The organism is Sphaerisporangium sp. NPDC051017 (genome assembly GCF_040683095.1).
GTDB lineage: Bacteria > Actinomycetota > Actinomycetes > Streptosporangiales > Streptosporangiaceae > Sphaerisporangium.
The window spans coordinates 12,137-35,425 of the sequence record NZ_JBFBCI010000076.1 but is presented as its reverse complement, the minus strand read 5'-3'; the positions used below and the strand labels follow the sequence as shown (position 1 = coordinate 35,425).

14 protein-coding genes, 1 tRNA gene and 1 CRISPR repeat array are annotated in these 23,289 nt (G+C 65.4%); of the genes, 3 read left to right on the top strand and 12 right to left on the bottom strand.

Annotation, left to right across the window (positions count from 1 at the left end):
- Positions 1 to 479 precede the first annotated feature (479 nt).
- The 6 genes from AB0M95_RS36380 to AB0M95_RS36355 form a co-directional block, all read right to left on the bottom strand.
- Positions 480 to 3,074, bottom strand: coding sequence for a valine--tRNA ligase (locus AB0M95_RS36380; protein ID WP_363774851.1), 2,595 nt, complete (start codon positions 3,072 to 3,074; stop codon positions 480 to 482).
- Positions 3,075 to 3,353: 279 nt separating this feature from the next.
- The gene (gene clpX / locus AB0M95_RS36375) at positions 3,354 to 4,637 is read right to left on the bottom strand and encodes an ATP-dependent Clp protease ATP-binding subunit ClpX (RefSeq protein WP_114033080.1); all 1,284 of its coding nucleotides are present in this window, start codon (positions 4,635 to 4,637) and stop codon (positions 3,354 to 3,356) included.
- A 180-nt stretch (positions 4,638 to 4,817) separates the two neighbouring features.
- Entirely contained in the window at positions 4,818 to 5,462 is a 645-nt protein-coding gene (locus AB0M95_RS36370; RefSeq protein WP_114033079.1) for an ATP-dependent Clp protease proteolytic subunit, read from the bottom strand.
- Between the two features lie 11 nt (positions 5,463 to 5,473).
- On the bottom strand, positions 5,474 to 6,118 hold the full coding sequence (locus AB0M95_RS36365) for an ATP-dependent Clp protease proteolytic subunit (protein ID WP_358527349.1): 645 nt from the start codon (positions 6,116 to 6,118) through the stop codon (positions 5,474 to 5,476).
- A 432-nt stretch (positions 6,119 to 6,550) separates the two neighbouring features.
- Positions 6,551 to 7,918: a trigger factor gene (tig, locus tag AB0M95_RS36360; RefSeq protein ID WP_363774847.1), complete on the bottom strand. Its 1,368-nt coding sequence runs from the start codon at positions 7,916 to 7,918 to the stop codon at positions 6,551 to 6,553.
- Between the two features lie 208 nt (positions 7,919 to 8,126).
- A complete protein-coding gene (locus tag AB0M95_RS36355; protein WP_363774844.1) occupies positions 8,127 to 8,996 on the bottom strand; it encodes a helix-turn-helix transcriptional regulator in 870 nt (289 codons plus the stop codon).
- Between the two features lie 367 nt (positions 8,997 to 9,363).
- Between AB0M95_RS36355 and AB0M95_RS36350 the strand changes: the two genes are divergently transcribed.
- The 3 genes from AB0M95_RS36350 to AB0M95_RS36340 all read left to right on the top strand — a co-directional run bounded on the left by AB0M95_RS36350 (position 9,364) and on the right by AB0M95_RS36340 (position 11,729).
- A complete protein-coding gene (locus AB0M95_RS36350; protein WP_358527343.1) occupies positions 9,364 to 9,783 on the top strand; it encodes an ATP-binding protein in 420 nt (139 codons plus the stop codon).
- Positions 9,784 to 10,203: 420 nt separating this feature from the next.
- Complete coding sequence (locus tag AB0M95_RS36345) at positions 10,204 to 11,604, top strand: tyrosine-type recombinase/integrase (protein WP_358527340.1); 1,401 nt, start codon at positions 10,204 to 10,206, stop codon at positions 11,602 to 11,604.
- Positions 11,605 to 11,654: 50 nt separating this feature from the next.
- Positions 11,655 to 11,729 (top strand) — tRNA-Pro (locus AB0M95_RS36340).
- 1,264 nt (positions 11,730 to 12,993) lie between these two features.
- Here the strand turns inward: AB0M95_RS36340 and AB0M95_RS36335 are convergent.
- The 6 genes from AB0M95_RS36335 to cas3 all read right to left on the bottom strand — a co-directional run bounded on the left by AB0M95_RS36335 (position 12,994) and on the right by cas3 (position 23,271).
- Entirely contained in the window at positions 12,994 to 13,308 is a 315-nt protein-coding gene (locus AB0M95_RS36335; protein WP_358527337.1) for a DUF6087 family protein, read from the bottom strand.
- A gap of 14 nt (positions 13,309 to 13,322) precedes the next feature.
- On the bottom strand, positions 13,323 to 13,688 hold the full coding sequence (locus AB0M95_RS36330; protein ID WP_358527334.1) for a hypothetical protein: 366 nt from the start codon (positions 13,686 to 13,688) through the stop codon (positions 13,323 to 13,325).
- 171 nt (positions 13,689 to 13,859) lie between these two features.
- A CRISPR array of direct repeats spans positions 13,860 to 18,406; the repeat unit is 30 nt; unit sequence GTTGCTATCCCTCCAGGGATGATCAGCGAC.
- Positions 18,407 to 18,506: 100 nt separating this feature from the next.
- Positions 18,507 to 18,770: a CRISPR-associated endonuclease Cas2 gene (gene cas2, locus AB0M95_RS36325; protein ID WP_358526036.1), complete on the bottom strand. Its 264-nt coding sequence runs from the start codon at positions 18,768 to 18,770 to the stop codon at positions 18,507 to 18,509.
- Positions 18,771 to 18,773: 3 nt separating this feature from the next.
- Entirely contained in the window at positions 18,774 to 19,754 is a 981-nt protein-coding gene (gene cas1b, locus AB0M95_RS36320; protein WP_358526037.1) for a type I-B CRISPR-associated endonuclease Cas1b, read from the bottom strand.
- A complete protein-coding gene (locus tag AB0M95_RS36315) occupies positions 19,754 to 20,269 on the bottom strand; it encodes a CRISPR-associated protein Cas4 (protein ID WP_358526039.1) in 516 nt (171 codons plus the stop codon). Before AB0M95_RS36315 ends, cas1b begins: the two co-directional genes overlap by 1 nt.
- Complete coding sequence (cas3, locus tag AB0M95_RS36310) at positions 20,266 to 23,271, bottom strand: CRISPR-associated helicase Cas3' (protein ID WP_358526041.1); 3,006 nt, start codon at positions 23,269 to 23,271, stop codon at positions 20,266 to 20,268. The genes AB0M95_RS36315 and cas3 overlap by 4 nt, the downstream gene beginning before the upstream one ends.
- Positions 23,272 to 23,289 lie beyond the last annotated feature (18 nt).

Sequence of the window (23,289 nt, the reverse complement as noted above, 5' to 3'; positions counted from 1 at the left end):
ACACCATCACCCGAACCCGACCAGGGATCCGAACTCCGGGGCTTCCATCTCGTGTGCCTTCAGGCTATCAAGTCGCTTGACCGCCAGCAAATCGCGCCGTTACCAGCACTTGACTTGCGACCCAGCAAACCCACTAGCATTCAGGCCGCCCCGTCCCCAGGGCAACTCCACTAACTTACCCTGATCAAGTGGCTGCGTCAAAGCCAGCCGAACTCAAGCAAGGTAGGTCTTTGGGAGTGCAGATGAGCGTAGCACCTCCAGGATCCGATGGATTCCCGGAGCCTCCGCCCTTGTGGAGCGGAGTTGTGCGTCGCCCTGCGAGACAGAACTCTAGCACCGACGCGCGCGTGCCATGAACATCTTCGGCAAGCTTGCGGTTATTCCCGGGTCACCCCTGCCCAAACCTTCGACATTCGGGGTATTCCCCCAGACGCCGAAGAGCCCGCGGTCCGCCAGGACCACGGGCTCTTCGGCGTGCGTCAGCTCGCCGGCAGGGCCGCCAGCTGGGCTTCGAGCCGGGCGATGTCGGCGTCGGCCTGGGCGGCGCGCGCGCGGACCTTCGCCACGACGTCGTCGGGCGCCTTCGACATGAACTGCTCGTTGCCCAGCTTGCCCGCCGCCTGCGCGGACTCCTTGCGCGCGGCCGTGAGGTCCTTCTCCAGGCGCCTGCGCTCGGCCGCGACGTCGATGGCTCCGGCCGTGTCGAGCTCGACCACGGCCTCCTCACCCACAGCGAGCCTCGCGGTGGCCGTAAAGGACGCCGTGGGGTCGTCCAGCCGCAGCAGGGACCGGATGGCCACCTCGTGCGCCGCGAGGGCCGTGCCGCCGAATCTGAGCCGTGCCGCCACCCGCTGGCCGGGCTTCAGCCCCTGGTCGGACCGGAAGCGCCGGACCTCGGTGACGAGCTCCTGCAAGGCGGCGATCTCGTTCTCGGCGGGTTGGTCGGCGTACGCGTGCGCGGGCTCGGGCCAGGGGGCCGTCATGACGGACGGGCCGCCGGTGAGCGCCCGCCAGAGCTCCTCGGTGACGAAGGGCACGATCGGGTGCAGAAGCCGGAGCAGGGCGTCGAAGACGTGGCCCAGCACCAGGCGCGTGCGGTCGGCCACCTCGCCCCCGGCGCTGATCTGGATCTTGGCCAGCTCGACGTACCAGTCGCAGACCTCGTCCCAGGCGAAGTGGTAGAGCTGGTCGGAGATCTTCGCGAACTCGTAGTCGTCGTACCCGGCGTTCACGGCGGCGACCACGGCCTGCAGGCGGGACAGGACCCAGCGGTCGGCGACGGTGAGATCCGCCGGGGCGGGGAGGTCGGCCGCGGTGGTGGCGCCGTTCATCAGCGCGAACCGCGTCGCGTTCCAGATCTTGTTGCAGAAGTTGCGCGCCCCCGCGACCCAGTCCTCGCTGATCGCGACGTCCGAGCCCGGGCTCGCGCCCCTCAGCAGCGTGAAGCGGGTCGCGTCCGCGCCGTACCGGCTGATCCAGTCGAGGGGGTCGACGACGTTACCGGACGACTTCGACATCTTCTTGCCGAACTGGTCGCGCACGATGCCGTGCAGCGCGACGGTCTGGAACGGCGGGGTGCCGTCCATGGCGTACAGCCCGAACATCATCATGCGGGCGACCCAGAAGAACAGGATGTCGTACCCCGTCACCAGGACGGTGGTGGGGTAGAAGCGCTCCAGTTCGGGGGTGCGGTCGGGCCAGCCGAGGGTGGAGAAGGGCCACAGGCCCGAGGAGAACCAGGTGTCCAGCACGTCGGCGTCCTGGACGTAGCCGGGCGGCGCCTCCTCGTCGGGGCCGACGCAGACGACCTCGCCCTCGGGGCCGTACCAGACGGGGATGCGGTGCCCCCACCAGAGCTGTCGTGAGATGCACCAGTCGTGCATGTCGTCGACCCAGTCGAAGTAGCGCTTGGCGAGCTCGGGCGGGTGGATGCGGGTGCGGCCGTCGCGGACGGCGTCGCCGGCGGCCTTGGCCAGCGGCTGGACGTTGACGAACCACTGCAGGGACAGCCGCGGCTCGACGACGGTCTTGCAGCGGGAGCAGTGGCCGACCGCGTGGATGTACGGGCGCTTCTCGGCGACGATGCGCCCCTCGGCCCGCAGCGCGGCGACCACGGCGGGCCTGGCCTCGAAGCGGTCGAGCCCCTGGAACGGGCCGTGGGCGGTGATGACGCCGCGCTCGTCCATGACGGTGAGCGAGGGCAGCCCGTGGCGGCGGCCGATCTCGAAGTCGTTCGGGTCGTGCGCCGGGGTGACCTTGACGGCACCGGTGCCGAACGCGGGGTCGACGTGCTCGTCGGCCACGATGGGGATCATCCGCCCGGTGAAGGGCAGCTCGACGGTCGTGCCGACCAGGTGGGAGTAGCGCTGGTCGTCGGGGTGCACGGCCACGGCCGTGTCTCCGAGCATGGTCTCGGCGCGGGTGGTGGCGACCACGATGGACGCGTCGCCGTCGCCGTAGCGGATGGAGATGAGCTCGCCCTCGTCGTCGGAGTGGTCGACCTCGATGTCGGACAGGGCGGTCAGGCACCGGGGGCACCAGTTGATGATGCGCTCGGCGCGGTAGATCAGGCCGTCGTCGAAGAGGCGCTTGAAGATGGTCTGGACGGCGCGGGAGAGCCCTTCGTCCATGGTGAACCGCTCGCGTGACCAGTCGACGCCGTCGCCGAGCTTGGTCATCTGGCTGAGGATGCGCCCGCCGGACTCCTCCTTCCACTGCCAGACCCGGTCGACGAAGGCCTCGCGGCCGAGATCGTGCCGCGAGAGGCCCTGCTTGGCCAGCTCGCGCTCGACGACGTTCTGCGTGGCGATGCCGGCGTGGTCCATGCCGGGGAGCCAGAGGGTCTCGAAACCCCGCATGCGGGCGCGCCGCGTCAGCGCGTCCTGGATCGAGTGGTCGAGGGCGTGGCCGATGTGGAGGACGCCGGTGACGTTGGGCGGCGGCAGGACTATGGAGTACGACTCGCGCTCGCTGCCTACGTCCGCCGTGAAGTAACCCTCGGATACCCAGCGCTCGTAGCTCTGGGTCTCGACGTCGGCGGGTGCGTATTGGGTTGGCAGCTCAGGCGTTGTCACAGTCACCAATTGTAGGGAGGCCGCCGGCTTGCCCGCGTCGCCTCGTCGCCCGCCCGTAATCGGATATACGGGCTTGCGGCACAAAAAACCACATTCGGCGAGCCTATAAGTACGGCATACTACGTTACGTAACGTGCCGGGCACCGGAATGGCACACGCCTGTCGAGAGGCGGACCGTCGCCTCGGACACGTGGGACACGTGAGGGGTCATGACGGGTGAGCGGTCGCCCCTCCGCTCACACGATCATGAGGCTGAGATCGATGTGAAAGCCCAGCCTGTCAGGCGGACTTCTCCCTGGGGGTGCGCTGCTGCTTGGCGTTGAGCTGGTCGCGTGGCACCAGGGTTGGGTTGACGTGCTCCAGCACCGACTCGCGGGTGATGACGACGCGCGCGACGTCCTGGCGGGAGGGCACTTCGTACATCACCGACAGGAGGACTTCCTCCATGATTGCGCGCAGGCCACGGGCACCGGTGCCGCGCAGGATCGCCTGGTCGGCGATGGCCTCCAGGGCGTCGTCGGTGAACTCGAGTTCGACGTTGTCCAGCTCGAACAGCCGGCGGTACTGCTTCACCAGCGCGTTCCTGGGCTCGGTGAGGATCTGGATCAGCGCGTCGCGGTCGAGGTTGTGGACGCTGGTGATGATCGGCAAACGGCCGACGAACTCGGGGATCATGCCGAACTTCAGCAGGTCCTCCGGCATGACGTCGGAGAAGATGTCCGAGGCGTCGATCTCGTCCTTGGAGTGGATGATGGCGTTGAAGCCGATCCCCTTCTTGCCGATGCGCGACTCGATGATCTTTTCGAGGCCCGCGAACGCACCACCGCAGATGAACAGCACGTTGGTGGTGTCGATCTGGATGAACTCCTGGTGCGGATGCTTGCGGCCGCCTTGGGGCGGGACCGAGGCGGTCGTACCCTCAAGGATCTTCAGCAGGGCCTGCTGCACGCCCTCGCCCGAGACGTCGCGGGTGATCGAGGGGTTCTCGCTCTTACGGGCTATCTTGTCGACCTCGTCGATGTAGATGATGCCCGTCTCGGCCTTCTTGACGTCGTAGTCGGCCGCCTGGATGAGCTTGAGAAGGATGTTCTCGACGTCCTCGCCGACGTAGCCGGCCTCGGTGAGCGCCGTGGCGTCCGCGATGGCGAACGGCACGTTCAGCATCTTCGCGAGGGTCTGCGCGAGCAAGGTCTTGCCCGAGCCCGTCGGGCCGAGCAACAGGATGTTGGACTTCCCCACCTCCAGACCGTCGTCCCGGCCGCGCTCGCCGGACTGCACCCGCTTGTAGTGGTTGTACACCGCGACCGAGAGGGCCTTTTTCGCCTTGTCCTGGCCGATGACGTAGGCGTCCAGGAACTCGAAGATCTCTCTCGGCTTGGGGAGACTGTCCCACTTGAGCTCGGAGGACTCGGAGAGCTCCTCCTCGATGATCTCGTTGCAGAGATCGATGCACTCATCGCAGATGTAGACGCCTGGTCCGGCGATGAGCTTCTTGACTTGCTTCTGGCTCTTCCCGCAGAACGAGCACTTCAGCAGGTCTCCGCCGTCGCCGATGCGTGCCACCCCAGATACTCCTTTGCGTGGGACCGCCTGCTCCGCGATCCGAATCTTGCGGACTCGGTCCGAAAAGTCATCCCGCTCAGGTTTCGACGTTACCGTCTTCTGGGCCCTCCGTGCGCCCCCTAGCGGTGAGTCGCACCGGAACGTGCCCAATTGGGCACCGTTCCGGTGCGATCCGCGACCTCAGGAAGCAACCGCTTGAGCGCGCTTCTTCCGTGAGGGGATGATGTCGTCGATCAGGCCGTACTGCTTGGCCTCGTCGGCGTTGAGAATCTTGTCGCGCTCGATGTCACGACGCACCTCCTCCGGCGACTTGCCGGAGTGGCGGGCGACGAGTTCCTCCAGGAGCGAGCGCATGCGCAGGATCTCGCGGGCCTGGATCTCGATGTCGCTGCCCTGGCCGCCGCCCTCGGTGGAGGGCTGGTGGATCAGCATGCGGGCGTTCGGAAGCGCGAACCTCTTGCCCGGGGTGCCGCCGGCCAGGAGCACGGCCGCGGCCGAGGCCGCCTGGCCGAGGCAGACCGTCTGGATCTCCGGGCGGACGAACTGCATCGTGTCGTAGATCGCCGTCATGGCGGTGAACGAACCGCCCGGCGAGTTGATGTAGATGCTGATGTCGCGATCGGGGTCGAGTGACTCCAGCGTCAGGAGCTGGGCCATCACGTCGTTCGCCGACGCGTCGTCGATCTGCACTCCGAGGAAGATGATGCGGTCCTCGAAGAGCTTGTTGTAAGGGTTCATCTCCTTGACGCCGTACGTGGTGCGTTCGACGAACGAAGGGATGATGTAACGGCCGTTGATGTCTCCCGGCCGGATCAGATCACTCACGAATTGTCCCTTCAGGAGACGGCGCCTTCGGAGGGCACCTGCCGCGCACTGCGCACGACGTGGTCGATGAAGCCGTAGTCCTTGGCTTCCTCGGCGGTGAACCAGCGGTCCCGGTCGGAGTCCCTCTCGATCTGGTCGAGGAGCTGGCCGGTGTGGTGGGCGATGCGCTCGGCCAAGGTCTTCTTGACGTAGAGCATCTGCTCTGCCTGGATCGCGATGTCCGCCGCGGTGCCGCCGATGCCGCCGGAGGGCTGGTGCATCATGATGCGGGCGTGCGGCAGAGCGTACCGCTTGCCGTGTGCCCCGGCGCACAGCAGGAACTGGCCCATCGAGGCGGCCAGCCCCATGGCGACCGTGCAGACATTGTTCGGCACATACTCCATCATGTCGTAAATCGCCATGCCGGCAGTCACCGAACCGCCAGGAGAGTTGATGTAGAGCCAGATGTCCCGATCGGCGTCGTCCGCGGCCAGGAGCAGGAGCTCGGCGCAGATGCGGTTGGCGACCTCGTCGTCCACCTGGGTGCCGAGCACCACGATGCGCTCACGCAGCAGACGGTTGTAAAGCTGGTCCTCAAGCCGGAATGAGCCGTTCTCACGGCCACGCGACTGCGGCCCGAAGCTGGTGGGCTGGTATGAGGTCGGCGGGCTGGTCACAGCGTCACCTTCCGATGCGTCGTAATCGATGGGCTTTGCTTGTGACCTTAACGCGCGGCAACGACCGGTCAGGCCGCGTCTCAACACTGTTCGCTGTCGGCGCAGGTGCCATGAGGTCCGTGCGAATCGGGCGCGCGCCGGCGTTCTTCCAGCTCCGGCTGGTGGATGAGATGGCGCCGCGCCGCGGCGCCGACCTTGACCCGTGGCGTGCAGGTCGTGCGGTTTCTCCGCTGGGCCCGGGCGAGTCGCTCACGCGGCCGCGCCCACGGTCCCCTCGCTGTCGTAAGAATCACCCCAAAAGTCACCCAAGGGTGCTCATATCCGCTTGATATGGCCCGGATACGACGATGCCCTCACCGTGACGGATCACGATGAGGGCATGGACGATCACCTCGGGGACGCGGCGGGCGCGTCAGGCGAGAGGCGCCTCGGTCACTCGGCGGCCTCGGCGGCGACCGGCGCGCCTTCCTGCTCGGCGTTGAGCTCGGCGTAGATGGCCTTGAGGTCGACCTCGTTGCCGGCCTCGTCGGTCACCTTGGCGGCGTCGCCGATGACGGTCTTGGCCTTGTCACGGACGATCTCGACCATGGCCAGCGTGAGCTGGTCGTTGTCGGCGAGGTGCTGGGCGAGGGTGTTCGGGGCGACGCCCAGCTGCGCGGCGCGGCGCACCACGAAGTTGGTCAGCTCCTGCTCGCTGACCCCGAGGTCCTCCTGCTTGACGATCTTGTCGAGCACGAAGCCGGTCTTGATCGCCTTGCGGGAGTTCTCTTCGAACTCGGCGAACCGCTCTTCCTCGGTGGTCTGGTAGAGCCGGAAGAAGGCTTCGCGGCTCAGGCCGCTCTCGGCGACCTGGTGCTCCAGGTTGTGCTTGCGAGCGTCGAGCTCGGCCTTCAGCGCGCTGTCGGGCAGCGGGATGTCGATCTGGTCGAGCAGGGCCGTCAGGGCGTTCTCGCGGGCCTGCACGACCTGGTCGACGAGCTTGTTGCGGCGGGCCTGCTCGCCGATGCTGCCGCGCAGCTCCTCCAGTGTGTCGAACTCGCTGGCCAGGCCGGCGAACTCGTCGTCCAGCTCGGGGAGGATCTTCTCTTTGACGTTCTTCACCTTGATGGTGACGTCGGCTTCCTCGCCGGCGTTCTCGCCGCCCACGAGCGTGGTGGTGAAGGTCTTCTCGTCGCCCGCGGCCATGCCGACCAGGGCGTCGTCCAGGCCCTGCAGCACCGAGCCCGCGCCGACCTCGTAGGAGACGTCCGCGGCCTGCTGCTCTTCGATGTTCTCGCCGTCGATCGTGGCCGCGAGGTCCATGACGACGTAGTCGCCGTTGGCGGCGGGGCGCTCGACGCCGGCCAACGTGGCGAAGCGCTGGCGCAGGGCGTCGATCTGGACGTCGACGTCCTCGTCGGCGACCTCGGCGGAGGGGACGGTGACCTCGAGCCCTTCGTAGGCCGGGACCTCGAAGGCCGGGCGCACGTCGACCTCGGCGGTGAACTCGACCTCCTCGCCGTCGTCGATGCGGGTGACCTCGATCTCGGGCTGGCTGACCGGGAAGACGTCGCTCTCGTCGACGGCCTTGCCGTACAGCTTCGGCAGGGCGTCGTTGAGCGTCTCCTCCAGGACCACCGCGCGGCCGAAGCGCTGCTCGATGATGCGGGCGGGAACCTTGCCGGGGCGGAAGCCGGGCACGCGCACCTGCTGCGCGACCTTCTTGTACGCCGCCTGCATGCTCGTCTCGAGCTCCTCGAACGGCACCTCGACGGTGAGCTTGACCCGGGTGGGGCTGAGCTCCTCGACAGCGGTCTTCACGGGGTGGTCTCCTTGATCAAGCTTCTGGTGATCGCGGGCGCGTCGTGCCGTACGGCCACCGCGACACGATCGCGTGCCGCGCCCACTTGGGCGGCTCAGTGCACGGGCCAACGGGCACAACCTGTCCGGGCGTGCGCAACTGTGGCGGGTGTCCAGCGCCGCATGCCAGTCTAGGGCAGATGGGCGCCTCCGGCGTCATCGACAGGCGTCAGATTATGTCAGAGATGATCTTCTGCAGGATGTCGACGGTTGCCTCGGGGGTGGTACTCGCCGCGCACAAGCGTTCCATGACCTCGCTGTAACGGTCCACTTCCTCGCGTTTGTCCAGGTAGAGGGCGCTCGCGAGTTGCTCGACGTACACGATGTCGGGCAGTTCGTGGTCGTTGAAGCGCAGGACGCTGAAGGCGCCGCCCTCGGCGCTGTGCCCGCCGAAGCTGAACGGCATCACCTGAATGGTGATGTTGGGCTGGCGCATGAGCTCCAGCAGGTGTTCGAGCTGGCCCCGCATGACGTCGGCCCCGCCGATCGGCCGCCGCAGCGCCGCCTCGTCGATCACGGCCCAGAAGACCGGGCCGTCGCCGCGGTCGAGGACGCGCTGGCGCTCCATGCGCAGGTCGACGCGGCGGGAGATCTCGGCGGCGCCGATGCCGGCGGACCCGGCGGTGATCACCGCGCGAGCGTACTCCTTGGTCTGGAGCAGGCCGGGCACGAACTGGACCTCGTACGTGCGGATGCGCGCGGCGGCTTCCTCCAGGCCGACGTAGGCCTGGAACCAGGACGGGAGGAGGTCGTTGAAGCGGTGCCACCAGCCGGGTTCGTTGGCCCGCTCGAGGAGGTTCATGACGGCCGACCGCGCCTCGCCCTCCGCCACCCCGTAGTAGGTGAGCAGATCGGCGACGTCGCGCTCCTTGAAGCCGACCCGTCCGAGCTCCATCCTGCTGATCTTGGACTCGGAGCCGCGGATCACATGGCCTGCGTCCTCGCGGGAGATGCCCTTCTCTTCGCGGAGCCGGCGGAGCTGCGTTCCCAAGAGGATGCGGAGGGCCGTCGGACCGGAGCCAGGCTGGAACTGAGTCATTTCGGCCTCCTTCTCTTCTCGCGCTCTACTCGTGCCAGCCAACACAGTGTCACCACTTCCGGCCCCCGTGACAAGGTCTGGTCCCGCTGTCCCTTTCACCGATGCAAGCCCGTTCGCTCACGGAGCGCGTCCATCCGGGCTCTTGCGTATGCACGGCGCAACTGCACGTGCATTTGGGTCTTGCACGTGGCGCAATACTGACCCATGATGGCCTAGTGCATATTGGGCTAAAGGTGCACTAACTCGTATAAGAGACGACAGGCGGCGGAGACTCACAATGACGGCGGGAGGTATCAGCGGGATGCTGGAACCGGTATCCGCGGCCCACTGTCTCACCCCGGTCCGTAACGTGGATTTTCAGGGGCTAATGCGGTCGGCTCTACGCCGTGACACCACCACCTGCCCCCTGCGCCCGCAGGCCGACTCAGTGAAAATGGCCCGTGACGTCACCCGCACGACCCTCGACAGGTGGGGACTGGCCAAGCTCTGCGATGACGCCGCGCTGGTGGTATCGGAGCTGGTCACCAACGCCGTACGGTACGGGAGCCGCGCGCCGCTCCGCCCGCAGGACCACCCGATCACGCTGATCCTGCTGCGCCTCGCGCCGCACGTGCTGCTGGCCGTGTCGGATCCGAGCGACGAGATCCCGACGCCCAAGGAGCCGGACTTCATCTCCGAGCACGGGCGCGGCCTCCACATCGTCGAGACCTACAGCACGTGCTGGGGCTGGGACGCGCTGGACGAGGGCGGCAAGGCCGTCTGGGCCCTGTTCGGCGCCGAGCGCTGACGACGGCCGCAGGAGAGCGGTAGAGCCGTAGATGCCATAGATGGCATGGATACGGTGTGGGCCGCGATGGCCTGCATAAAAATGTCCGACCTCGCGGCATAACGACCCGTATCCGAACCCACGTCGGGCGAAACGGCGATCTCACCTTCTGTATAGGGTCACGACACCCCGGATCGCCGCGCCCCCGCACGGCGGCCGAGGCCGCGTTCGGCTCGTGTCGGGGTGACCGGATTTGAACCGATGATCTCCTGCACCCAAAATTGGCTCAACACTCGAAGCGTGCACTACATTGAGTCCTAAAACCGCAGGTCAAAGCATGATCATGTTGGTCCGTGCAGTCTGATGGAGCCTCGTGGAGGTGCCGCCATCTAACGCACTCTCTAACGCGCGAACCACAGGAGGTCCCCCCTGGCATACACGATGGAGCGCCCCCAGAAGAACGGCGCCATCCGCTACACCGGCATGTACAAGGCCGTGAACGGCAAGTACAAGTCGGCCGGAACCTTCGATGATCAGGACAAGGCCCGCGAGGTCGCTCTCGCGGCCGAGAAGCACGCCGCCAGTCGCCTGACTGTCACCAGCCCCGCCGAGAAGGCCAAGATCACCGTCAGGCAATTTTTCTGGAAGTTCCTCGACGAGCACGGCATCGAACCCGGCTCCAAGATGAACTACGCGGGACTGTTCCGCTGCCACGTGGACCCCTACATCGGCGACCGTCGTCTGATCGAGGTGGACAACGAAGTGCTCACCCAACTACTGACGGTGATCCTTGCGGAGGAAGGGGCAGGGCACTCGTCCATCGCTCACACCAAGACGATGCTCTCTTCGATGTTCGGGCTAGCCAAGCGCCAGCGGTACATCACGGGCGACAACCCGGTGGCCGGCATCCGGCTCACAGGGGGCGGAAGGAGCAAGGGCAAAGGGAAGATCATCAAGGTCTACGATCCGCCCACCTACAATAGGGTTCGGCAGAATCTTCCCAGTCTTGAGGCCAAGCGGTTTTCCCTGCTTATTTTCAACTCGGGAGTCCGATTCTGCGAGGCCATCAGCTTCGTAGAAGGCGATCTGAACTACGAGACCGGACGCCTTGAGGTGACCAAGAGCACAGTAGAAATTACTTCAGAATTTCATCCAGACGGAGAACGCTTCCTAACAAAGAATTACACCAAGAACGGAACGGTCCGAGTTTTCACTATCGACCTATCCGTCGCCAGGGCGCTCAAAGACCATGTCGACAGACATGGCATCAAGAGGGGAGAGCTGCTCTTCCCTTACTGGATGTTCGAGTCAGGTGGCCAACGTGGACGCATGGACGAGCTCACGCAGGAAGAACTTGACGCACTAGGCACCTTCGAAGCGAAGGTTCGGTCCCCCCGCACCAATGCCGAGCACCTGCGAACGTTCAAACACGGAACGCTCACCGGCTACGCTACCGGTAAATGTGGTTGCGTCGGCTGCAAACAGGCTAGTCGCGTGTATGGACGGGAACGCATGGCCAAACTTCGAAGCTCAAAGCGCAAGAAGGCCCCCCCTCCTATGCGCCTCCGGGGAAACGCAGAGAACCTCAGCAAGAACACCTGGCGCCGGATCTGGGTAAAGGCGGTAGCCGAAGCCGGCGTCGACTACATCCCGCCCTACGACATACGTCATTGCCACGCATCAAACCTCCTGCGTGGCGGTGAAGATCTCGCCACCGTACAAGCCCGCCTCGGCCACAACGATATCCACTCAACCACGAGGTACCTGACCGTGATCGACCAGGAGTCAACAAGCTCCGCCCGGATCATGGGGGGCTTCATGCAAGGTTGGGAAGATCTCTAAGCACCCTCGACACCTCACGAGCCGCCCGAGAGGCTAGACTCGTCGTCCGACGGGCTGTAGCGCAGTTTGGCTAGCGCACCGCCTTTGGGTGGCGGGGGTCGCCGGTTCGAATCCGGCCAGCCCGACGTACGCGCTGGATGGCGCAGCGAAGAGCCCTCGCAGCTATGCGCTCGAGGGCTCTTCGCATGTCCATCAGCGAGAGACCCGGACCCCTATCACGTCAGCCAGCCACACCGGCTTCGTCCCGCACCGCCAACACGTTGGCGGGGACAACCGGGGAGGGCCACGATGGCGTCGGCACGCTCGAGGGTGCTGGCTGTGCTCTGCACCTGAAGACTGGCTACGCCGCACGGAACCCCTGGCCACAAGAGGCGAACCTGTCGGCGGTGCTATTCCGTCAGCGGCTCATCTAGCAAAGCTGCGCGAGTACAAAAGAGACTGGTTTCCGCTCTAATTCTGGGCTACGAAAATATTGCTGCAGGTGACTCAACCTGGTTCCTCCTATCGACGCCTGTCGAGTCGTTGAAATCGGTGCGATCATGGGCTTGAGCCTCATGCACGGGGCGCTCGTCAGGGAGTCACTCACGGTGCGACGCCCGTCGGCAGGAGCTAGCATGAGCCGACAGGTTCGAGAGCACGCCAATTCCTCCATAGGGCCGCCCGCTCTTGGATCGCGCCTACCGTTTCGAGGGTGATGTCCCGGTCTGGGGTTTGCTTCCCCCGAGTTGAGGTCCCGCTGCCGAGAATACAACTATTGTTGGGTGCCTCATCATCGATATCTGCTCAGCCTCTCATACGAGAAGTTGTCCCTGACCATTTCGAGCAAAACCCTCGGAAGCGGCAAGATCATACCGTGGCTTGAGACGTAGGGGATTAGGCCTTGCTATAGACGGAGCAAGATCGGTTCAGACTGTCGAAGGCATACGTGCCCTTGAGGGACCCTTGCCCTTCTTTACAGTCTCGCAGGCGCTTGCCAACTTCTTGCTGACTAGGTTCGATTTGACCATCGATTACCATTTAGAAGCATTCGGCAAGAATTAGTATTCTTCGGTCCGCGAAAAAGATGTCGCATTACGCTGAACTCATCCCATCCGCAAGGGTGATCTCAGCACAGTGGAAGACCGCGATGTGGCGGGGAAGCCAGTCCTGTGTAGTTGAGTTAGGAGTCGCTGGCGCCCAGGAGACCGACGTGTGGCTACAGAGATACATGCTGAAGGTGACGTCGAAGGCACCATCCCAACCTGACCCGCTCGGCGCCTGGATGGCGAGCAGGCCACGCGCGCCAACAAGAACGTCACGCTTCGCGGCCTCCGCCCGCCGCGTGACATCGTGATCTATTTGCAACAGTGCGCCCTCGGAAGGAGCGGGCGCTTTTCGCGTCCTCCGGGCTCACTCAGCGTCCCGGAAGGACGGTCTCACCGCGGATTCGGTGTCCGGTTCGTGCTCATTGGCCCACTTCTGTGCCCTCGCGAGGTCGGGCGCCGTACCCGCAGGGACGTAGGTGAAGCCGTCCCACTCCTCCAGTACCCTCGGCTGGTTGGGGTGAAGGTGGCTGGCGCCGCCGTGCAGCGGCCGGTGGCGGCGGTAGATGTCCAGGGGCGGGCGGCGCCGCTTATTGTACGGCGCGAGCGGGTCCGCCGGATCGACGCGCGGGACGGCCCGGGACGGCTGGTTCGGTGGTTTAGGTCGGCTGTGCTTGCCCATTCTGTATACGAATCTCAGGCTGTGACGGTTTTCCGCCTCGCGGCGACGAGATTCTTGACCCGGGCTCGCACCTTGTTCACCGCGGCGGTGGGGCACGAGCGGGTGGCATCCGACAGCGTGTTAAGCCGGGAGGCCAGGCGCGTGGAGTCGGCACGGGCCTCCTCGTCGAGCGCCCACAGGGCCGCTTCGATGCCCTGCTCGGGCTCGCCCCCATCGAACAGCGCGGCTGCGAGCCCGACCCGGTCCATGACGCGAACTCGGTCGAAGCCGGGTGCCCCCAACTTCAGCACTGCCCAAAAGTAACGGCTCACCAGCCCGCCCGGGCCACCGAGCCCAAGCCAGGTCGGGGGCAGAAACTGCGCGGGCGCCAGCGTGCTCACCGGCGTCGTAGTATGCCATCCACTCCGGGACCTAGCCTAGGCCGTCAGCCAGTTGCTCGTCCGCCTGGCCAAGATGCTCATCGGCCGGGCCAGCACCTTCGAGCCGCTCCTGGTCCCCAAGCGGGTTGGGCGGATCGCCGTTGCCGTTCACGATCCCCGGGGAAGTGGTCTGTTGCTGTCCCTCCAGGGATGGTCAGCGACCGGGCACCTCGAATCCGAGTGGGCGGACCTCGCTGAGTTGGTATCCCTCCAGGGATGATCAGCGACTGGAGGTGTGGCAGCCCATCGGCGTCCCCGTCTTGTTGCTATCCCTCCAGGGATGATCAGCGACCGGCCAAGGACGTCCTGGCCGCCCAGGAGCAGCTGCGCGGGTTGCTATCCCTCCAGGGATAATCAGCGACATCCGCACGCTGGCGCTGGCCAGCGGCGTCACCTGTTGCTATCCCTCCAGGGATGATCAGCGACCGGGCGACCACCCGTCACGCGGCCGACCGGACCGGGTTGCTATCCCTCCAGGGATGATCAGCGACCAGCAGTTCGAGGTCGTAGACGGCGTTGAGCCAGCGTTGCTATCCCTCCAGGGATGATCAGCGACCCGCGCGCGAGGAGACGTTAACTCGCCGACTCGGCAGTTGCTATCCCTCCAGGATGATCAGCGACACGACACGGCCGGACACCGCTCAGGACCCGCTCGTGATGTTGCTATCCCTCCAGGGATGATCAGCGACCTGAGCGAGCAGGTGCGGGCCACCTACCGGTACGTGTTGCTATCCCTCCAGGGATGATCAGCGACGACGGCGGCGATGCGCTGGGTGGCGACGCGGTCCTGTTGCTATCCCTCCAGGGATGATCAGCGACCGTGCCGGGTGTCGAACACCAGGCCATCGCCGAGTGGTTGCTATCCCTCCAGGGATGATCAGCGACGTCGCCCGCCACCGCGGCGAGGCCGTCCGTGATGTTGCTATCCCTCCAGGGATGATCAGCGACGCGAGAGCATCCCGCTCGCCCGCCGGCGAGCCGTGTTGCTATCCCTCCAGGGATGATCAGCGACCCCGGCCGAGACCCGCTGACCACCAACCGCCCTCATGTTGCTATCCCTCCAGGGATGATCAGCGACTCCCGCGACACCAACGGCCTGCTGGAGGTCCCCTCACGTTGCTATCCCTCCAGGGATGATCAGCGACCGCGGCCGCCAGACGGCTGCGGGACCGGGGAGACCGGTTGCTATCCCTCCAGGGATGATCAGCGACCGCTCCAACGCCGCCTTGACCTCATCGGACCCCTGTTGCTATCCCTCCAGGGATGATCAGCGACCCAAGAAGATCAAGGAGAGCGAGATGCCCGAGCTCACGTTGCTATCCCTCCAGGGATGATCAGCGACGGTGGAGGACTTCGCCGAGCACCAGGCCCGGCTGAAGTTGCTATCCCTCCAGGGATGATCAGCGACACGACGCAGCGCGGCGCGGCTGGAGGACCGCATCAGCGGTTGCTATCCCTCCAGGGATGATCAGCGACCTGGTCCCGCTGCTGCTGGCGGCGCCGATCGCCGGTTGCTATCCCTCCAGGGATGATCAGCGACGTCAATACCGTCGGCGCTGGAGCAGAGGCCTGCACCAAGTTGCTATCCCTCCAGGGATGATCAGCGACCCCTCCCCCACCGCCACCACGTTCACGGTGCACGTGTTGCTATCCCTCCAGGGATGATCAGCGACCTCAACGTGGCGTTGACCAAAGCGCCAACGGAGTAGTTGCTATCCCTCCAGGGATGATCAGCGACTGGCCGACGCCCAGGAGCAGGCGGCGGCGAAGGTGTTGCTATCCCTCCAGGGATGATCAGCGACTCAGGATCGGGTTCGGCGCGGGGTCGTTGCGGTGGAGTTGCTATCCCTCCAGGGATGATCAGCGACGCGCCCGCGCGAGCGGGTCGACGACCCGCGCGAACAAGTTGCTATCCCTCCAGGGATGATCAGCGACGCATGGCCTACCTGCTGTCCAGCCCGCACCCCACCGGTTGCTATCCCTCCAGGGATGATCAGCGACTGGAGGAATACCTCGACCGACGCAACCTCTGATGTTGCTATCCCTCCAGGGATGATCAGCGACGAGTTTTCGCAGGAGATCAAGACCAAGACCGAGGAGTTGCTATCCCTCCAGGGATGATCAGCGACACATCACGCCGGACGGCCGCCCCCGCGACGTTCTGTTGCTATCCCTCCAGGGATGATCAGCGACCATGACATCGTGTCGCCGTCTGCTGTCCAGGAGGGCAGTTGCTATCCCTCCAGGGATGATCAGCGACCCCTTGCGGCGAGACCGGGCCTCGGTCGCGCCGTCGTGTTGCTATCCCTCCAGGGATGATCAGCGACCCGACAGCAGGCATTCGCGTTGCCAGTCATTGATCCGGTTGCTATCCCTCCAGGGATGATCAGCGACCGGATACGGCAAGGCGGGCAAGGGCAGCCCGAAGTTGCTATCCCTCCAGGGATGATCAGCGACGCCCGCGAGACCCGCTGACCCCCATCCCCCTCCCGTTGCTATCCCTCCAGGGATGATCAGCGACCGGCCCCGCCTACCGCGGGCAAAGCGGCGCGCGCGGGTTGCTATCCCTCCAGGGATGATCAGCGACTGCCGACCACGTGGACCTCACCAGCGGCCAACCCGTGTTGCTATCCCTCCAGGGATGATCAGCGACTTCCTTGGACGGGGCGATTCGGGTTGCAGAACGGTGTTGCTATCCCTCCAGGGATGATCAGCGACCCTGCACGTGTTCGCCGTCACCAGCCCCCGATGCCGTTGCTATCCCTCCAGGGATGATCAGCGACCCGATCGCACGGGCCGCCGCAGCAACCGGAGTACGTTGCTATCCCTCCAGGGATGATCAGCGACATCCACAGGCCGGCCACGCCGGAAGTGAGGAGAGACGTTGCTATCCCTCCAGGGATGATCAGCGACTTGATGGTCGCCGCCTGCTCGGCCTGCTTGGCGGGTTGCTATCCCTCCAGGGATGATCAGCGACGCGGCGGCGGCAAGACGACGGACCTGGAGCCGTTGTTGCTATCCCTCCAGGGATGATCAGCGACTCGAGACCGCCGCCGTGCGCGCCGAGCTGGCCCGCACGTTGCTATCCCTCCAGGGATGATCAGCGACGCCATGCTGTCGGTCTGGAAAGACCTGCTGGTCTGGGTGTTGCTATCCCTCCAGGGATGATCAGCGACGTGGTCCACGCCAAGGCGCCCAGCGCCGACACGGGTTGCTATCCCTCCAGGGATGATCAGCGACCACCACGACCATGTCGCCGAACGCGTGGTGAACGTGCTGTTGCTATCCCTCCAGGGATGATCAGCGACAAGCGGGATCGACCGGCCGCCGGTCTGCAACTCGTGTTGCTATCCCTCCAGGGATGATCAGCGACCAGAACGGAGCTTTCTCGGTCGGGTCGGGTTCGGGTTGCTATCCCTCCAGGGATGATCAGCGACTGGGACACCCGGGGCCCGGAGGTGGTCGACCAGATGTTGCTATCCCTCCAGGGATGATCAGCGACCCCGCCGGGCGATCCGGCCGCCTCGCCTCCGCCGGTGTTGCTATCCCTCCAGGGATGATCAGCGACCATCGGCAACACCGTGGGAGGCGACCTCACCATCAAGTTGCTATCCCTCCAGGGATGATCAGCGACTTGGTGTCCACCTCGCGGACCGGTCGAGCATGTGTTGCTATCCCTCCAGGGATGATCAGCGACCCAGCAAGATCGCCGCCGACGCGATCGACGGGAAAAGTTGCTATCCCTCCAGGGATGATCAGCGACTGGAGGTGGCTAGCCACCTTGACCTGGGAGACCCGGTGGTTGCTATCCCTCCAGGGATGATCAGCGACCTCCCGGACTGTGCGGTCTGCGGCTTCCAGGTCACGTTGCTATCCCTCCAGGGATGATCAGCGACGGGGCACCAGCTCCCAATGTCGCGGGTTCTGGCAGGAGTTGCTATCCCTCCAGGGATGATCAGCGACCCGGGGTCTCAGCCGTGGTCACTCATGCCTCCCAAGGTGTTGCTATCCCTCCAGGGATGATCAGCGACCGGGTGGCCATCGCGGCCGGGCTGCTGGCCCCCTGACGTTGCTATCCCTCCAGGGATGATCAGCGACAGGCGAAGGCTCAGCTCGTGCTGGCGCATCTCCAGGTTGCTATCCCTCCAGGGATGATCAGCGACCGGGGTCGCTGTCGCGGTTGTCGGCGTCGACGAAGTTGCTATCCCTCCAGGGATGATCAGCGACCCGACCACGCCGCGCAGGAAGACGCGATGAACACGTTGCTATCCCTCCAGGGATGATCAGCGACTGCTGGCCTGGCTGGAATACCGGGACGGGCCGGGTTGCTATCCCTCCAGGGATGATCAGCGACCTCCGTCACCTCCATCGATGTCACCCCCGAGTACGCGTTGCTATCCCTCCAGGGATGATCAGCGACACGTCCGCGCGCTGGCCGCCTGCGCCGCCCCCGAGTTGCTATCCCTCCAGGGATGATCAGCGACGCCCGCTTCCAAGCGCGCCTTCACCGCTTCGAGAGCCGGTTGCTATCCCTCCAGGGATGATCAGCGACAGGGTCTTCTCCGGCGGCTGAACCCACGTCGGTGGTTGCTATCCCTCCAGGGATGATCAGCGACCGGATTGATAAGACGCATCTGACGCGTCAGATGGTTGCTATCCCTCCAGGGATGATCAGCGACCCGACGGTAAAGTCGCAGGTCAACGCTGTACTGGGTGGCGGTGTGAGGTGGCTGTTTGCAGCGGTCCGGCGGTAGTGCAACGCTGCAGGTGAGAGCATGATCAAAGAATAGGGCTGGTATTGCCGATGGTCTGTCCGATGTTTTCGGTCTCAACGAGCATCGGGGTCTGGATACGATATATCAGGACGCTGTCGTAGGTCGTGTCGATCACTTTTCTGATGGCATTGGTGAACCTGCGATGCTGGGCGGTGGACAGTTCGCCCTGGAAGACGCTGCGTTGTACCCAGTGCAGGTAGTGGCGGCAGGTTTTCAGGACCTGGGGGTTGCGCTCAGCGAGGGTGTCGTACACGACGATGACGAACATCGTTCACCACCACGGCCGGAATGGCTTGTAGGGCTCGTTCTCCAGACAGAGCCGGACGAGCTTCAGTGCTTCCAGGTGGATGAGTTCTTCGTAGGAGACCTTCCGTCGTAGCCTGCGGTGATACACCGTTGTCGCGAGTTCGGCGCGGATCATCTCGGCGATTTTCTTGCGGCCGTCACGGCTTAGCGAGGCGTACCCTACGCCGCTTTCGAAATCGCTGTCACGAAGTGTTTTCTGGGCGGCGGCTCTGCGTAGCAGCCGCTCGGCGAACAACGGTTTGAACGGTTCGGCCAGGTCGAGGGCGAGGGTATTGCGCCGGCGGTCGGTGTCAGCGTGCAGGAAACCCAGGGCGGGATGCAGCGGGGTGCATCGCAAGGCGGTGAGAACCCGCGCATAGGTGATGGCGTTCATGTAAGAGATGAACGCGTTTCCGGCGTTGGTGGGCGGGCGGCGGGTTCGTCCCTCCAGGCGCAGCCATGGTGGCAGCATGGTGTCCAAGACGCCCCATACGGTGCGCCGGAAGTTGCCTTCCACTCCCATGAGCTGCTCGGTCGATTCACAGGCCGTGAGCTGCTCATCCAGCCGGGCGAGAGGCTCGTCGAGAAGGTCGGTCTCCAGCGACCAGCGGATGTTGTGCGCGGTCGTGGCGACCAGCGCCCGCCCGATGGTCAGTTTGGTCTCCTCGTCGGCGGTCAGTGCCACCTGGCGACGCAGGACGTGGGCGGAGGAGTTCTCTTCGGCGGGCGTGAGCGCGCCGGCGTAATTGCCGTAGTGATCGAGGACGTGCACGATGACGCCGTGCTTGCTCAGCACTGATACAGCCGAGGTGTTGAGGTCCACGTGGTCGAAGATGACCAGGTCGCGGATGTCGGTGATGGGGATGCGGACGGGTGTGCTGTCGGCGCGTTCTATGCGGATACTGCCGTCTTCCCGACGTACCCGGCATGGTTCGGTTAACCAGTAGGTCCGCGAGACAGCGCTCATTAGCCGCTCCAGCAGTAGTCGAGATAAGAACATCCCCGGCATCTCGCCCGATTGAGCCGGGCAGGCGCTGTCGGCGAGGCGATCACATCACGGGCGCGGGACTCGGTTTCCTCGGCGAGTGCTCGCGCCGCGCGGTCCCAGGTGACCTCGACGGTGCGGCGGATCTGCGGGTAGTGGACGACACCGCCGCGTACGTTGACGCCGCGGCGCTCAAGCAGCAGGCAGTAGTGGCGGACCTGGGCCTGGTGCTGGTCGGAGGGCGCGCGGGAGGACTTGGTCTCGTGGATGACCGCTCCGGTGGTGACCCAATCGACTTTGGCCTCGCCCAGGTCGAGAGCGCGGCGGCGGGTGTAGGTGGTCTCGTCGACGGCCTCACCGTATTGCACCGAGGCGTTGCTCCGTTCGGGGCGATAGCCGTGCATGTAGAGCCAGAGCTGTCGGTGGCAGTGCATCAGGTACTTGATGTGTACACCGCCGAGCCCGCTGACATCGTCGTCGTCGATGAAGTCGTTCAAAGAACCGTCTCCGAGGGTGGGGGCGCCGGGTCCTCACCAGAGGGAAGAAGCAGGCCTTCCTCCGGTGTGTAGGGCAGCGGGGTCACGAACAGGCGCAGCTCCCGGCTGCGGGTTCCATGGCGTACGGCCGCGCCGTATCGCATGGGGATGAGCAGCCGGTGGGCGAGCAACGGATCCTCGGCGGCCAGTTGGTGATAGCGCGCAAGATCCTTCTCCAGCAGGACGTCGACACTGTCGAGTTCTCTGGCCAGCCTGTCGGCGAACTCGGCACGGTCATGGAAGGGGGTGGTGAAGGTGAGGAAGGAAGTACTGAAGGCATCGCGGCTTTCCCGTGCTCGGTTCTCCCATTCGCGGCCCCATTCGGTGGCGTAGGCCGTCTTCAGCCAGGCCGAGATCGTCTCCTCTGAAATGATCGGTCCGGGGTGTTCTCGGAGTGCGAGCAGCGCGGCCTTCAGCGCCGCCTCTTCGTATGGCCAGGTTTTGGTGGTGAGGTGTACGCGGAACTCGACGGCTCCGTCTGGGTGTCGGCCGCGCCGGTTGACGCGGCCGGCACGCTGGGCGATCGCTTCGACCGGTGCGAGTTCGCTGACGCCACGGTCGAAGTCCAGGCACAGGGACACCTCCAAGGCTTGGGTGGCTATGACCAGCCCACCGCGTCGTTCGCGTTCTCCTTCTTCTCGCTCGGGGTAGCGTTGCCGGATCCGTTTTTCGATCGCGTCGCGGTCCATATGGCGAAAGCGTGAGTGCAGCAGGATCGCCGCGTCCGGGTCATCGGGATAGGTGGCGCACGCCGCCGGGGTAAGTAGCCGGTACATGCACTGGGCACGGGCCACGGTGTTGGCCACCACCAGCACGCCGTGCCCCTCGGCCAGCCACTGGTGGATACGCGCGACACTGGCCGGGCAGCAGATCGGTTCCTCATCCACCACCAAGCGATGACGGTCCGGCGCGATCTCCTGGGGCGCGTCGATGATTGTCACCGGAGCCGGTGTCAGAGACTCGGCCACCAAATCGATCATGGGCTGGGCCAGTGTTGCCGACAGCACGCAGACGCGGCTGCCGAGCTGGGCCCATAGGCGCATCGCGGCGCAGATCCGCCCGAAGGTCACCGGGTCGTAGGCGTGCAGTTCGTCCAGCACCATGGCCGCGTTGGACTGCTCGATCAGCGCGCCTGAGTAGCGTGGACCGGCTATCGCCGCTCGCAGCAGTTGGTGCGGGGTGGCGATACGGATTCTCTGGGCGAACAGTCGCATCGCCGCTCGCTGGGCCTTGGCTTTGCGTGCCTGTGCCCGGCCGGCGTGCTGATCGTCGCTGGTGCATTCGGCGAGGAGAGTCTGGGCGGCGGTGGCGTGCAGGATCGCGATGTCGTCGGGGTCGGCGTTCAGGTCCTGGAGGAAGCGGGTCCGTGCGGCGTCGATGGACGCGCGGTATGGCAACTGCCAGATCAGCCGGGGACGGCCGGGCATGCTCTCCAACTGGCGGGAGGCCCATGCCAGGCCGGCCTCGGTCTTCCCGCTGCCGGTGGGAGCGCGCACGATGAGATGCCCATCATGGCCACCCGCCTGGATCTGATGCGCATACGGGCTCGCCAGGCCGTCGAGGTAGCGGGACGGGAGCGGTATGTGCTTGCGCAGGGTGACGTGAGCGGAACCCGAGTGATCGGCCAGCGTGACCGCTCCCTGTACCAGGACGGCGAGCAGGCCTTCCGCGGGCGGGACCTCGCGCATCCACCAGTCCGCCGTCCGGGCGAACGCGTCACGAGCCAGGTCCCACAGCTTTCTGGCCTCCTGCGGCGCCGGCACGCCCAATTGCCTGGCGTACCAGGCCAGGGCTGCGGCGCGTCTGGAGGTGGAGACCTGGATCCGGGGCTGGCCGGGGAAGGCGTTGTTGTTGAGTCCGAACTTGCTCTGCCAGTCCGCCTCGGGGGGATAGCGGTCGGCCAGACACTCCGCGCCGATGAGCATCTGGTGGTGGAAGAGCACGCCTGTGGCGATCATCTGCCGGTCCTGCTCCGGCAGGTGCCGGGTCAGCAGCTCGACGAACGCCAGCGAGAGTACCTCGTGGCGCTCTCCCCAGGGCTCGCCTTTCGGGCGTAGCTGGCGTTGAAAGCCTTCGGCCACCTTTCCGGCATCGTGTAGCAGCGCTGCGGTCGCCACCCATGACCAGAATCGGGGATGTCCGGCCAGGACCCCGGCCGTGCTGATCCGATCGGCCAGATCATCGGCCGCCCGCCGAACCTGAAGGCTGTGCTCGGTCAGCAGCTCGGGGCGGCCCAGCGGTGAGTGGCTGGCCGATTTGGCCAGCACCTGCAGCAGTTCTGCCGGTTCATCGTGCTGGGAGTCGGCGGCATGCAGCCAGACTGCCTGGTCACCGTCGCGGTAGGCGCCTTGCGTCGCTTCGCGGCCTGCAGGGTCGGCGCACCACAGATAGTCCCGGTAGATCGTGCGCATCCGGTCCAGGCTCACCTGGTCCGCCAGCCGCACCACACTGGCGCGGGCGGAGGCATGTCCGCCCAGCGGTGCCAGCGCGTGCCCGACCACCGCCTCCCCTGCGGGGTACAGCATGACGCGGGAGATGCTCCGCACGTGTACCAGGTCCTGGGATCGGCCCAGGCGTAGCCCCCAGACCGGACGGCGCAACGCCCGCGCGATCCGCTGCCCGTCAGGGTCGGGTACCCACAATGTCACCCGCACGTCGGCCAGGAAGGGACGCTCCCGAACGGTCATCCCGCCCTTACCCTCCCCCACCCGGCCCCGGACTGGAGGGTTGGAACCATCAGCCGCGACCGGATGATAGGTCTCGGCATCCACCCCACGGCCATCCGCGCAGGCCGCCATGCCGAAACAGACCGGTTCGGCCGGGTTCCCCGTGGCCGCCGCGAGCATCCCGCGCACCGTGGAAGGCGGCGGCACCGGCAGGCAACGACTCACTCCGGGGAACATCGGATCCCGGAACGAGGCCACCGGGGCGTACAACTCGATGCGGACCGCCTCGATCGGCACCCGCTGATCCTCTACCAC

Coding starts and splice junctions, on each gene's coding strand:
- AB0M95_RS36355 (WP_363774844.1), bottom strand. CDS start 8,996: ATGACTCAGTTCCAGCCTGGCTCCGGTCCGACGGCCCTCCGCATCCTC.
- AB0M95_RS36350 (WP_358527343.1), top strand. CDS start 9,364: ATGCGGTCGGCTCTACGCCGTGACACCACCACCTGCCCCCTGCGCCCG.
- AB0M95_RS36345 (WP_358527340.1), top strand. CDS start 10,204: ATGGAGCGCCCCCAGAAGAACGGCGCCATCCGCTACACCGGCATGTAC.
- AB0M95_RS36335 (WP_358527337.1), bottom strand. CDS start 13,308: ATGGGCAAGCACAGCCGACCTAAACCACCGAACCAGCCGTCCCGGGCC.
- cas2 (WP_358526036.1), bottom strand. CDS start 18,770: ATGTTCGTCATCGTCGTGTACGACACCCTCGCTGAGCGCAACCCCCAG.
- cas1b (WP_358526037.1), bottom strand. CDS start 19,754: ATGAGCGCTGTCTCGCGGACCTACTGGTTAACCGAACCATGCCGGGTA.